The sequence below is a fragment of the uncultured Virgibacillus sp. genome (genome assembly GCF_947495635.1).
In the GTDB taxonomy this organism is placed as follows: domain Bacteria; phylum Bacillota; class Bacilli; order Bacillales; family Amphibacillaceae; genus Virgibacillus; species Virgibacillus salarius.
This window is the reverse complement of record NZ_CANMAB010000113.1, coordinates 1-12,587: the sequence shown is the minus strand read 5'-3', so window position 1 is coordinate 12,587 and position 12,587 is coordinate 1. Positions and strand designations below refer to the sequence as shown.

Here is a 12,587-nt window from a genome sequence, read left to right as displayed (position 1 = left end):
ATTGCCAATAGACATCAAACATTTCAAAATAACTACTTGGCTTAACGCAGTCATTGCACTGATTTTATACTTTCTTATCTTTGAACAAAAGCGCAAGCGCCGATTAGGAAACGTAGTGACTGGAGCGAATCAACCGAGATAAGGGAATCACGGTGAGCTTACGAGCCCATGATGACTTAGATTAGGACGATTCGTTATGTCACATCGTTTCTGGGGCGCTAGAGCTGGACGCAGCTATTTACCTGTTTCAGCAAATCGCTTTATTCGAGCGCCAATTTCATCTCTTACTCGTTGAAATACCTGCCACTTCACTTCTATCGTTCCTTCCGCCTTTGCTGGATCATCAAAGCCCCAATGCTCCCAATGTACATGCGAAGGTGTGACAGGACATTTGTCCTTAGCGTCTCCACATAGCGTCACAGCGATGGTAGCATGCTGTAAGATAGTCGGATCAATAATATCCGACGTGTGATCAGAGATATCAATACCAACCTCTTTCATTGCCTTCACGGCATGAGGATTGACCCCATGAGCTTCTATACCAGCACTTCTTACTTCCCAATCTTCACCTAGATACCTCTTAGCCCAGCCCTCTGCCATTTGACTACGACATGAATTTCCTGTACATAAAAAGTAAATTATTTTTTTCGTCATTTTCATCCTCCTTTTAAAATAACCATAACGTAATATATAGTCCTATGAGTGTAATAAACAAAATTGGGACAGTTAATATAATGCCTGTCTTCACATATGTGCCCCACGATATTTTTACTCCTTTTTGTGATAGCACATGAAGCCATAACAGGGTAGCGAGTGATCCGATTGGTGTAATTTTTGGACCTAGATCCGATCCAATTACATTTGCATAAATCAGCGCTTCCTTTATTACTCCAGAAGTGCTAGTTTCAGCGATTGCTAAAGCATCAATCATTACTGTTGGCATATTATTCATAATTGATGATAGAATCGCAGCAATAAATCCCATTGCAATTGTAGCAACGAATAATCCTCTATCTGCGCTTGCTTGAATTATACTTGCCAGCATTTCAGTAAGACCAGCATTCCGTAGACCATATACTACGACATACATTCCAATCGAAAAGAACACAATAGCCCAAGGTGCTCCTTTAATTACCATCATTGTATTGACTGAATTGCTTTTACGAGCCATCAATAGAAAGAATATGGCAATAATCCCAGCTACGATGGAGACTGGCACACTGATCAATTCGCTCACAAAATAACCGATTAATAAAATTGCAAGAATGAACCATGATAGTCGAAACATCTTTAGATCGCGGATAGCTGTTTTCGGCTCTCTAAGCTGGTCGACTGCATAGCTTCTCGGAATCGATTTTCGAAAGTAAAGCAATAAGATACCGATCGTAGCTACAAGGGAGAAGAGATTTGGAATAATCATTCTAGAGGCATATTCTACAAAACCAATTTGAAAAAAGTCTGCCGAAACAATATTAACAAGGTTACTTACGACTAGAGGAAGTGAAGTTGTATCAGCTATAAATCCACTAGCAATAATGAACGGAAATATCATTTTTTCTTTAAAATTTAAATTACGAACCATTGCCAAAACAATTGGTGTTAAAATTAGTGCAGCCCCATCATTGGCAAAAAAGGCGGCAACGATGGCACCTAAAATACTGATGTAAATAAACATCTTAACTCCGTTACCTTTAGCTAATCTTGCCATATGCAAGGATGCCCATTCAAAAAATCCTATTTCATCTAAAATCAGTGAGATAAGTATAATAGCTACAAATGCTAAGGTCGCATTCCAGACAATTTGAGTTACTTCAATCACATCATTAAAGCTAACAACTCCCAGTAGCAACGCCAGGATAGCCCCACCACATGCGGACCACCCAATGGATAACCCCCTAGGCTGCCAAATGACAAACAGGAGAGTTAGTATAAAGATAACTAATGCTAGAAAAATCGATGATGTCAACATACTCCCTCCTACTTACAACAATTAATTCTTGTTCCGTTTTCTTCCAATTGTTTTAACTGGTAACTTTGATCTGGAAGCTGATCAAGTAGTATTTGGATGAAAGGATATTCCGAACTATTTTTATTCATGGAATAAAATATCCACTGACCTTTTCTCTCCTCCTGTACCAAACCAATATCTCTTAACTTACGTAAATGCTGGCTAATGGATGGTTGACTAACTTGAAAGATCTCAACAAATTCACAAACACAGCAATCTTGATCATCAAGGATCTTCATCATGATTAGCCTTGTTTTATCTCCTAATAATTTACAGATCAAAGCAGCACGATCTGTTTCTACTGATGTATCCTGCATAAACACCCTCCTCATTAATATAAGTATATAAGTATATACTTATATATTCAAGATATTTATTCCTTATGTATTACTATAACAAAAGCGCAAGCGTCTGATTAGAAACGTAGCGACTGGAGCGAATCAGCGGAGATAAAGAGCTTGCAAGCCGATGATGACTTAGCTTAGGGCGATTCGTGAAGTCGCCTCGTTATCTGGGCGCTGGAACTGGACTCTGCTCAACACACGCCTATTTATCCACATGGGCTAATTTTTTAATTTACTAGACTATAAAAAACGCTGACCACTTCATGCTTATGCATGAAAGATGTCAGCTTCCAAGTTACTATCTACTTTTTACAAGTAGATTAACTGCTTCTTTTATTAATTCCTCCGTATTTTCACCATTTCTCTGTTCTTCACGAATACATTTTTCTAGATTCTGACTGACAATGAGTGCTGCTGTGCGATCCAATGCACTCCTAGCAGCTGACATTTGTGTTACAACGTCTCGGCAATCCTTTTGTTCTTCCATCATCTTTAATAACCCACGAATTTGACCCTCAATTCGTTTCATTCGATTCATTACTTTTTCATCGTATTTCATACTTACTTCGCTCCTTTGTCCCATCATAGCATAAACAAAAGCTTATTGTGCACTCTAACTTTAAAAAGAATGCAGATCTTTAGTGAAACCACTACCAACCTAATTACCTATTTATTCCAAAAATCCGTTTAATCATTTCTCGTTAAAAAACTCCAAATGATCTGTATACAAATATAGAAATACAGTTGATTTCACAACAGGTACAGACAGCGATTGAACCGTCTCCTCGTTTTCCTACCTGAACAAGCTATTTCTCCCATTAATTCTGTCTTCTGTGCCAAGTTATGGAATCAGACTATCATCCCTTCACGAACGATCGAAAATTATCCGGGGCCATAACAGACAGCAGTGTTTCCTCCTCTCCCTAATACTGAGTCAAATCTATCTTGATAACTGAGGGGAATGGAATCCTCTTACTCATGACTTGGTTCTGTATGTTTCCGTATTTCCCGCTTTCTAATTTGTACTCGTTTAATTGTACGATCTTCTACAGATAAAACTTTAAACCATAAATGATCTGTTGATATTTCCTCACCTGCCTCTGGAAAATAATGAAAGGCTTTAAGCAAGAACCCAGACAGGACATCCTCTTCCTCCGGGATGTCAGTATGAAAGATGGTATTCAAGCGATGAAGTGGAATTTTTCCATGACATATAATTTCAGAGTCTGTGACTTTCTCTACCAATGATTCGTTACCCTTATCTGTTTCATCTTCTATTTCTAAACCAATCAAGACTTCGATTATATCTTCATGGGTTATGATCCCTTCCGTACCACCATACTCATCAAGAACAATTGCCATATGCTTTTTATCCTGTATCATTTTTCGGAATACCCAATCAACCGAATGGAATTCGAAAACGATTAACGGGTTCATATCGCTAAACGACTCTAATGATTTTTCCGGTTCCATCGCCCAAGACAACAGATACTTTGAATGGAATACACCTACAATATTGTCAATCTCCTCTTCATAAATTGGATACCTTGTAAATGGGTTATCAATAGCAATATTTCTAACCTCTTCAAATGTTGAATCACAAGGAAGTGCCATAATATCCACACGGGGTGTCTTCAATGCATCCTTCACATTAAGATTATTAAATTCCAGTACCCCTTTAATACGATAGGTCTCGTCCTGTTTAAAAATACCCTCGGTACGCGCTATATCCACCATAGCCCGAATTTCTTCTCTCGATACAGATGTACTATCTTCCTGTCCTTTTGATAAAAAGCGAATGATAGCACCAGTAATTCCATTAAGCAGCATGGTTAATGGCTTAAAAATAGTAACGACTGCTTGAATAACTGGGTAGACCACATGTGCAATTCGATCAGGAAAGGCGGCCGCTACTGATTTAGGAATTACTTCTGAAAAGATTATAATCGTAATCGTTAATAACGCTGAAGCAATCCCTACATTTATACCGTAGTCAATCGCTACCATAGTAACGAGCGTCGGTAGTAAGATATTTGCAATATTATTCCCTATTAGAATTGCTGTAATAAATTGTTCTGGCTTGGATACTAATTCAAGCAGCTTCCCAGATCGTCTATCATGATTCTTAGCTTTTGTCTGTAATTTCATTTTATTTGTCGCGGTTAATGCCGTTTCACTGCCTGAAAAGAAAAAAGATACAAATAATAAAATAATGATCGCAATGATCACGTATGTCTTCCTCCTTATGTAAGTTCATATACTTGTTAGGATATGTCAGTCATTTACCTATGATACATTATATTTCCCACCATTTCACTGGGCCAAACCACTGTGAGATTAACCCTATAATCCTGCACATATTTTAGGTGAAAGTTAGAAAAAATAAGACGAAACTACTTCACTGGAGCATAAACATACGCTACTAACAGAAAGGAAGGTGGATTCAGATGGATAAGGAAAGAGCTCAAGAAATAATGAATGCAGCAGAGATGATACAAGTCCGCTATCGAGGAATCCCAGTCTACATCAAATCGTTACATGAAAAAAATACAACAGCCACTATCTTTCCTCTAGATGAAATGGAAAATGAGCAAATTGTGGACATACAAGGACTACACGAACTACAATTAGACAACTAATAGAATTGTGTCTCAAATGGTTCGGTTTATATAACAACTAAGAAGGACAGAACGCTTCTAAGGTGGGAAGCTTTAGAAGTTAAAATGTGATGTTTCATAAGTGGAAAAAGCCCGTTTTGGGGAAAGTATATGTCCATTCGTGTACGTATGGAGCTGAGGGCAGCTCCATACTCATAGTTGTAATCCGGTCCATTGCCAATACGTAAAATAAAATACAATCATAACAAGGATATAAACTGGCATAAGTATTGTACTTAATTGAAGCAATTGTTTTGCGTCAATCGTCATATCACCTGCTTCATAGAATAGTAATATTGCTTTTGAACTAACTGGAAATGTTAAACAATAGTTCATTCCAAGTAAACTCAAGAAAACAACTGCCGCAGTGTTTAGCCCTATGGACTCACTAAATACAATAATACTTGGAATAAAAATAATTGCTCTTGTGGTATGTGAATGTACATATAAATGACTTGTCACCGCAATCACTAACATAATTATCATGAATAGCCAATTGGGAATATGATCAAATACATTGAGGACATCAAGTAATCCACCTTCAATCCAGCCTACAACACCTGTATCGACAAGCGTTTTCCCTAAAGCTGTAGCAGCAGCAACAAACATGATTAATTGCCAGGATATTGCATTAATACCTTCCTTCCAACTAATTACTCCGGTTCTTGGCAGCATAAACAACAATGCGCCCGCCATTGTTATAAAGCCAATATCGTAGCCGTGAACATGCTCTGTTAACCATGCTAAGAGCAAAAGACCAATCAAGCGTAATGTTTGCTTTTCCTTAGTTGTCATTGTTGTGGGCTTCATCTGGTGTCCATTTATGGAAATCGACTTCCCTACCTCTGTTAGTGAATGACTTGGCCATATGAACCACTTCATGATGAAAAAAGTGATAAATGTAATGGCAATGGTAAAAGGCACAGCCCAAATAAACCATTGGATATAGGAAATGGACTGATCCGTTGTATTTTCAAGTAATCCAACCCCGATTAAGTGTGACCCAGCACCAATTAACGTTGCTGATGTACTCATCAGTATAACCACAGGTGCTAATAATGCTAAGAACCCTCGCTCTTCGTTTGTGTGAAATCGTTGACCCAATTCACTTATGATTGGCTTAGTTAACGCTGCTCTACCGGAGGTAGAAGGGATAAAAAAAGCACTTACTAAAAGGAGGTTTGTTAAAAATAAAAGAAGCGTATGTTTCTGTCTTGATTTACGTAACAAATAATAAATCAGCCTATCTCCTAAACCTGATTGTTTAACAGCTTCTCCGATAATAAAAGCTCCAATCATTAACCATACTACTTCTTGGGCAAAGGACTCATATAATAATGTAGCCTCTGCTGCTCGGAACAATACAATTCCAATAATAACCATAATAGCAACGAATCCCGCAGATAGTGAAGTCATAACCCAGAAAGTCATGGCTGATAGGAAGGCAAATAGGGAAACCCTTGCCGAATAATCAAGCTCACCAATTAGCATAGTAGCCATGAAGAAAAGAAGATGTAAACTAATCATCCATATTGACTTTTTAGAAAGCCTAGCATCAAAAACTGTCCATTTACTGCTTTTGAAAGGCCCGACCATTTCCTTTGACATGGATGACATCCTTTCTTTTAGCTAGTTTAGTACCAATCTCTATTTGCCTTAATATGGATTCAACGCTATCCTCAATCCACTTAGGTGCTAGCTCCAATGCTTCATTTAAAGCAATTGGTTTCTGTGTAATGCTTGTATATGCATGAATCCCTGCACGATAATTCGCAGTGGCACCTTTACCGATCGTTCCTGCAATGATAACCACAGGCACATCATATTTTCGAGCAATCCTAGCAACCTCAGCTGGTACTTTTCCATTTGGCGTTTGGAAATCCAAGCTACCTTCTGCGGAAAAAACTACATCTGCAGAAGCAATTGCTTGCTCCATGTCAATAAAGTCCCGGATCAGTGTAAACCGCTCATGCAATGTCGCACCTGCAAATGCAATAAGCCCTGCTCCCAATCCACCAGAAGCACCACTGCCAGGCATTGTTCGTACATCGACATGCATATGCGATTGAATGACCTCTGCATAATGTTCTAATCCAGTAGCAAGCAGTTCTACCTGTCGTCTCGTTGCCCCCTTTTGAGGCCCAAACACACGAGCCACCCCTTGATTCCCACATAATACATTTTTCCAATTACAAGCTACATCTATTTGTAAATGACGTAAGCGTTTATCAAGTTTATTCGTATCCATAAAGGCAATCCTTCGTAAATCCCCTCCTCCTTCAATCGTAATCAATTGGTGATTATCATTGAAGAATTGTACCCCTAGTGCTTGTGCCATTCCTGTTCCTCCATCCGAAGTACCGGAATCTCCACAGCCAATTAGTAATTGATTAATATGTAAGTCCATCGCATATGCGATTAGTTCACCTACACCAAACGAAGTTGTCTTCAAAGGATTTCTTTGCTGTTTCGGAACTAAATGCAGGCCTGATACTGCAGCCATTTCAATGACAGCCGTTCTCTTGCCATCCTCTTCAAAAATGCCGAAATGACCTAAAACCTTCTCTCCAACCGGCCCTGTAACCTCTTTGTAAATTAATTGACCACCCTTTATGTTTGTAATGGCCTTCGCAAAACCTTCACCTCCATCAATCATTGGTAGGATTTCTACGTCTATCTGGTTATTATAGCGTCGAGCCCCTCTTTCCATTGCAATACCTACTTCTCCTGCGTGAAGACATTCTTTAAAACCTGATGGTATCATAACAACTTTCATTTCTACCGCTCCCTTGGAAAATTTTGATAATGTGAATGTATCATTTGAAAATGAATACATCGTGAGAGACGGATTAAAAAAAATGAGAAGTTTATGAGAAAGCTGGTGATAGAAGATGTAAGGCTGTCCATTACTCGAAAAAAAACCTCCTTAAGCAAGAGGTTTCTAGATTATTCAACTTATTTATGATTGTTTCCATCATTTCGATTAATCCGAAGTGGTAATCAACTGCCAGTAGATGTCCGATTGGTTCTAACCTCTATGGTACTAACAATCTGTGGGAGTTGTTTATCCCCCACGGATTGATTTAACCGATCAAATGATTGTTGTAAGGCTTCATTGAATTTTTGTTGCTCTTCCACCATCTTAGATGTGTGGTGTTTATTAGATAATGTTGATTAGGTTCTTTCAATCTTCATTATTTTTATAAATCTCTTTATAGTTGACATGATTAATATATACCCCCATTATTCTGACTGCTTATTTTGAGTTCTTCGTAATTGGGACATTTCAACTATATGTATCTACCCCTTTTAAATAAAAGATCCCTTCATCTGTTAAAAAAATATGATACGATAATAAATACAATTATGTGAAAAAGCTGAAGGGAGTCATTACACTTACTATTATTATAATAGAGAAAACGAGCAAGATTAAAATTTATATCATTCCATTTAACTACTTACAAACAACATCAGCACGGAGGAAACAACATGAAAAGAATTTTACAGATTGCCAGTGCATTTATCGGAATAGTCGTTGGAGCAGGCTTTGCTTCTGGACAAGAAATTTTGCAGTACTTTACTAGCTTTGGTTACATTGGGACAATTGGATCCATTGTTTCCACTGGTTTATTCGCCTATCTAGGTATGACACTTACACGACTTGGGAGCAAGTATCAAACAACCTCGCATCGAGAAGTCATCTATCTGATGAGCGGGCGCTTTTTAGGGACAATGGTTGATTACATTATTGTCTTTACATTGTTCGGTGTAGGAGTAGTCATGATCGCAGGGGCTGGATCAATCTTTAGTCAACAATTTGGGCTTTCATCCTTTGCTGGAATTACCGTAATGACGATACTCGTTATCCTTACCGTTATGATGAATGTCAATCGTGTAATTGCGGTTATTGCAAGCATTACACCTTTTTTAATTCTAACCGTCATCTTACTTTCCATCTATAGCATGATGACAATGGATACTTCCTTTGCAGCAATGGAACCAATTGCTAGAAATCAGCCAGCTGCTTTATCAAACTGGTTTATCTCTGCCGTTAATTATGTATCGTTTAATATAGCTTTAGGTGCACCTATGGCATTAGTTATGGGGGGATCTGAAAAAAATGAAAGAATTGCTACCATTGGCGGACTACTCGGCGGTCTCGGGATCGGTTTACTTATTGTTTTTAACCATTTAGCGATTTTTTCTAATATGGAAGCAGTTGTTGGCTACGAGATGCCTATTTTAAAAATCGCGGATGATCTTTCTCCTATACTTGGAATGCTATATTCCATCATTCTTTTTGGTATGATTTTTAATACTGCTGTTAGCATGTTCTTTTCATTTGGATCTCGGTTTATGAAAAGTGAAACAAAGTCATTTCGTATGTTTATTGTATTCACAATTCTTACCGCATTTGCTTTAAGTTTTGTTGGCTTTACAGAATTGGTCTCCTTTTTCTACCCCCTAATTGGTTATTTAGGTCTGTTTTTAATTGCTGTACTTATTATCGTACCGTTCCGATTACATAAAAAGAAAAACGGGAATGCTCAAGTGGAAAATAATTAACTATAGAAGTGCGAGATTGGAGGGAATATCTTGCTAAAACAATGGCTTTACGAAGCGAAATATACGGTTGTTTTCACGGGAGCTGGGATGTCGACAGAAAGTGGTTTGCCAGACTTTCGTTCAGCTAATCAAGGGTTGTGGAACAAGCAGAATCCTGCTAAAATCGCTAGTACTGATGCATTAAATAATAACGTTGAGGCATTTACAACATTTTATCGAGAGCGAGTATTGGGAGTGAAATCCTATAAACCACATAAAGGCCATTATATTCTTGCAGATTGGGAGAAGGCCGGTACCATACAATCGATTATAACGCAAAATGTAGATGGGTTTCACCAGCAAGCTGGGAGTAATCGTGTTGCTGAGCTTCATGGCACGCTGCAAAGGCTCCACTGTCAATCCTGCCAGAAGGAATATAGTAGTGAAGAATATGTACACAAAGACTACTTTTGTAAATGTGGTGGCATCTTACGTCCTTCCATTGTATTATTTGGAGAGACATTGCCTGCCCAAGCTTTTCAAGCGGCACTCTCTGAATCAGAAAAAGCTGATTTATTTATGGTCCTTGGCTCATCATTAAGTGTAACACCGGCAAACCAATTTCCGTTAATCGCCAAAGAAGGTGGTGCGAGATTAGTCATCATTAATCAAGAACCTACTGCATTAGATGCTTACGCAGATATGCTCATACACAATCGACAAATAGGAGACGTATTAACTGAATTAGACCAGTAAGAAGCAAGATAATTGAGTTATCTAAACTATAAATTGAAACTTCCATCCGTGGGGGGGTTGCTTATCCCCACGGATGGTTAGGTGAACCAATCGGACATTTACTGGCAGTCGAACCCACACTTATCCTTATTGGTTTCACTTTATTCCTTGAAGTGGGGAGCTTACTGCCAGTTATATGCGGGATAAACAACTTTTCTGTATGGTGATTAAAAACGTGCTGGGACAAAACACAACTTCTTTACTCAACATACGAATAATCATGTTATCAATAGGAGTATCATCGCCGCACCGTGAAGATATACGCTCTTTCCGCGGACACGGCCTCAGCTAACTTGGTTAAGAAAAAATACGTTACCAAGTGGATCTTCGGACTCGTGCTGTTCCCGCTGGAGTCTCGCTTATTTCAGGTGCTAAATGAATGATTCTAACCAAAAAACGAAAAGATAATTAATTCAAATTAATTATCTTTTCGTTTTTTATTGTTTCTTCATTCTATTGTCTCAGCCTCTTTTTTATTACGTCATCCATTTAGGGGGTGTGTTTTTATCCCAATATATTTCACCAATGTCATAGTGTTTTTCAAAATTATCAGCTTGGAGATGGTAATGGAAATTAAACCAATGACCTTCTAATGGACGATGATCCCTTCTCACATGGAATTTAGCCACTTTTTCCTGCGCCTTCAAGTCATAAATATTAAATATTCTTTCTCCATAGCCATCAGCGGGATCCTCCGATATGTCATAGTAAGTCACAGGCGCTTTATCATCAAATAAAATTGTCTCCATCACTTTTTCTATGTTCGGTAAAATAACGGCTGTAAACTCGTCCTCAATTCGATGTGAAATTCTTGGACCCATCTTTATTAATGCCTGTTCTTTCGCCTTTTCCGTTAATTGATCTATGGTATATGCTTGAATAGGGACGACATCTTCTGGCGTTTCTAATACCGAGACAGGTGTAGCTTCGTCTAGACCTGACCCTGAATCATAACGTTCTTTATGCTCCTCAGGATCTGCCGTTAATGAAGTTGGAACGTACATCCCTAATGTCATAATTGTGATAAGAACAACAGCTATTTTTCTCATCCATTGCTTCATTTTAGAGCGCACTCCTTTGTATCTATTACTATAAATTCTATCACTTCTGTATCATTTGTCTATCCTATTTTTCAGAATTTAGTAAATTGATAGTGTAAAGGCTGCGATTACAAAAAACGTCATATACTATTTCTCTTAATAAGGCATTTAAGGAATATTCCATACATGTTTGAGTTTAAAGAAGCGACAGATGTTCGATCATTCTATTCTTGTACCTAGTGTTAATCCGCCATCAACAACAATTTCGGCACCGGTGCAATAAGAACTTTGATCTGAAGCAAGGAACCCAATAACATGTGCAACTTCTTTTGGTTCACCGATTCTTCCTAGAGGAGTTTGAGAATAAATAGGTATTGTTCCACTTGTTTGAGCCATTCCCGTATTTATTCCGCCAGGGTGTACGATATTTATTCTTATCCCATCTTTCCCTACCTCTACAGCCGTCGCTTTTGACATTGCCACAACGGCTGCTTTCGTAGAAGCATATGCAGCCGTTCCATCTAAAGGTGCAAATGCTGAAATAGAGACATTGTTAATGATGGAGCCCTTCTTTTGCTGAGACATTATCGGTATAACCGATTGCATGCCAAGGAATACACCAATCTGGTTAACATTAATAATTTCACGATATTGATGAAGTTCTGTCTCCGTCAACGCAGCATTGTAGTATAATCCTGCATTGTTCACGAGAACATCTATCCTACCAAATGCTTCTATGGCAGCATGAATTGACCTTTCCCATTGTACTTCATTTGTTACATCAAGCTTAACAGGAAGTGTTTTATTCTTATCAAATTCTTGTGACAGTTTTTCCGCATCATTCAGCTCCCGTGCAGCAATGATTACACGAGCACCTAACGATAAGAAGTAGCGTACTTGTGCCTCGCCTTGCCCTCTAGATGCACCTGTTACAAGAACAACTTTATCTTCTAGATTATACAACATGATATCACCATTTCCGTTAGTATTTAACTTTACCTTCTTTTATAGGGTAACAGGCACGACTAGAAACTTCACGATATTAGACTACGCATGATCATTACCAAAAAAACTGAGCAAAATGGTTAGTCCTTATCACTACATGCTCAGATTTATGCTTCCTCTAGTAGCTATTATGGAATAATAGCTACTGCTTAACCACCACTCCAGCTGCCCACTTCCCTTTCCGTGGGGTTTG

Annotated in this window: 12 protein-coding genes; 3 read left to right on the top strand and 9 right to left on the bottom strand. The window is 38.4% G+C overall.

Features of this window, described 5'->3' with window-relative positions; all coding sequences use genetic code 11:
- Positions 1-234: 234 nt before the first annotated feature.
- From arsC to Q1A47_RS17985, 5 genes are all read right to left on the bottom strand, one after another.
- A complete protein-coding gene (arsC, locus tag Q1A47_RS18005; protein ID WP_166529914.1) occupies positions 235-654 on the bottom strand; it encodes an arsenate reductase (thioredoxin) in 420 nt (139 codons plus the stop codon).
- Between the two features lie 13 nt (positions 655-667).
- A complete protein-coding gene (locus tag Q1A47_RS18000; protein ID WP_034678217.1) occupies positions 668-1,969 on the bottom strand; it encodes an arsenic transporter in 1,302 nt (433 codons plus the stop codon).
- Between the two features lie 8 nt (positions 1,970-1,977).
- A complete protein-coding gene (locus Q1A47_RS17995) occupies positions 1,978-2,325 on the bottom strand; it encodes a helix-turn-helix transcriptional regulator (RefSeq protein WP_166529913.1) in 348 nt (115 codons plus the stop codon).
- 325 nt (positions 2,326-2,650) lie between these two features.
- Positions 2,651-2,911 (bottom strand): metal-sensitive transcriptional regulator, encoded by a 261-nt coding sequence (locus tag Q1A47_RS17990; protein WP_026679709.1) that lies wholly within the window; start codon positions 2,909-2,911, stop codon positions 2,651-2,653.
- Positions 2,912-3,324: 413 nt separating this feature from the next.
- Positions 3,325-4,581 carry a hemolysin family protein gene (locus Q1A47_RS17985; protein ID WP_026679710.1) on the bottom strand — a complete coding sequence of 419 codons (1,257 nt, stop codon included), beginning with the start codon at positions 4,579-4,581 and terminating at the stop codon, positions 3,325-3,327.
- A gap of 218 nt (positions 4,582-4,799) precedes the next feature.
- Here Q1A47_RS17985 and Q1A47_RS17980 point away from each other — a divergent pair, with 218 nt between their 5' ends.
- On the top strand, positions 4,800-4,991 hold the full coding sequence (locus Q1A47_RS17980; RefSeq protein ID WP_166529912.1) for an H-type small acid-soluble spore protein: 192 nt from the start codon (positions 4,800-4,802) through the stop codon (positions 4,989-4,991).
- A 171-nt stretch (positions 4,992-5,162) separates the two neighbouring features.
- Here the strand turns inward: Q1A47_RS17980 and Q1A47_RS17975 are convergent, their stop codons facing one another.
- Both Q1A47_RS17975 and Q1A47_RS17970 read right to left on the bottom strand, forming a co-directional pair.
- Complete coding sequence (locus tag Q1A47_RS17975; RefSeq protein WP_246484534.1) at positions 5,163-6,617, bottom strand: SLC13 family permease; 1,455 nt, start codon at positions 6,615-6,617, stop codon at positions 5,163-5,165.
- Entirely contained in the window at positions 6,580-7,785 is a 1,206-nt protein-coding gene (locus Q1A47_RS17970; protein ID WP_166529911.1) for a glycerate kinase, read from the bottom strand. Before Q1A47_RS17970 ends, Q1A47_RS17975 begins: the two co-directional genes overlap by 38 nt.
- Positions 7,786-8,498: 713 nt before the next feature.
- Here Q1A47_RS17970 and Q1A47_RS17965 point away from each other — a divergent pair.
- Positions 8,499-9,575, top strand: a complete 1,077-nt coding sequence (locus tag Q1A47_RS17965; protein WP_166529910.1) for a hypothetical protein — start codon at positions 8,499-8,501, stop codon at positions 9,573-9,575.
- A gap of 30 nt (positions 9,576-9,605) precedes the next feature.
- On the top strand, positions 9,606-10,310 hold the full coding sequence (locus Q1A47_RS17960; protein ID WP_166529909.1) for an NAD-dependent protein deacylase: 705 nt from the start codon (positions 9,606-9,608) through the stop codon (positions 10,308-10,310).
- A gap of 515 nt (positions 10,311-10,825) precedes the next feature.
- On the opposite strand, the gene Q1A47_RS17955 is transcribed toward Q1A47_RS17960, so the two are convergent.
- Entirely contained in the window at positions 10,826-11,410 is a 585-nt protein-coding gene (locus Q1A47_RS17955) for a YpjP family protein (protein ID WP_026679715.1), read from the bottom strand.
- 198 nt (positions 11,411-11,608) lie between these two features.
- Positions 11,609-12,355: a glucose 1-dehydrogenase gene (locus tag Q1A47_RS17950; RefSeq protein WP_309299792.1), complete on the bottom strand. Its 747-nt coding sequence runs from the start codon at positions 12,353-12,355 to the stop codon at positions 11,609-11,611.
- Positions 12,356-12,587: the final 232 nt, after the last annotated feature.

What these genes read in the sequence shown, in the direction of transcription:
- arsC (WP_166529914.1), bottom strand. Translation starts at nt 654, where the DNA reads ATGACGAAAAAAATAATTTACTTTTTATGTACAGGAAATTCATGTCGT.
- Q1A47_RS18000 (WP_034678217.1), bottom strand. Translation starts at nt 1,969, where the DNA reads ATGTTGACATCATCGATTTTTCTAGCATTAGTTATCTTTATACTAACT.
- Q1A47_RS17995 (WP_166529913.1), bottom strand. Translation starts at nt 2,325, where the DNA reads ATGCAGGATACATCAGTAGAAACAGATCGTGCTGCTTTGATCTGTAAA.
- Q1A47_RS17990 (WP_026679709.1), bottom strand. Translation starts at nt 2,911, where the DNA reads ATGAAATACGATGAAAAAGTAATGAATCGAATGAAACGAATTGAGGGT.
- Q1A47_RS17980 (WP_166529912.1), top strand. Translation starts at nt 4,800, where the DNA reads ATGGATAAGGAAAGAGCTCAAGAAATAATGAATGCAGCAGAGATGATA.
- Q1A47_RS17975 (WP_246484534.1), bottom strand. Translation starts at nt 6,617, where the DNA reads ATGTCAAAGGAAATGGTCGGGCCTTTCAAAAGCAGTAAATGGACAGTT.
- Q1A47_RS17970 (WP_166529911.1), bottom strand. Translation starts at nt 7,785, where the DNA reads ATGAAAGTTGTTATGATACCATCAGGTTTTAAAGAATGTCTTCACGCA.
- Q1A47_RS17965 (WP_166529910.1), top strand. Translation starts at nt 8,499, where the DNA reads ATGAAAAGAATTTTACAGATTGCCAGTGCATTTATCGGAATAGTCGTT.
- Q1A47_RS17955 (WP_026679715.1), bottom strand. Translation starts at nt 11,410, where the DNA reads ATGAAGCAATGGATGAGAAAAATAGCTGTTGTTCTTATCACAATTATG.
- Q1A47_RS17950 (WP_309299792.1), bottom strand. Translation starts at nt 12,355, where the DNA reads ATGTTGTATAATCTAGAAGATAAAGTTGTTCTTGTAACAGGTGCATCT.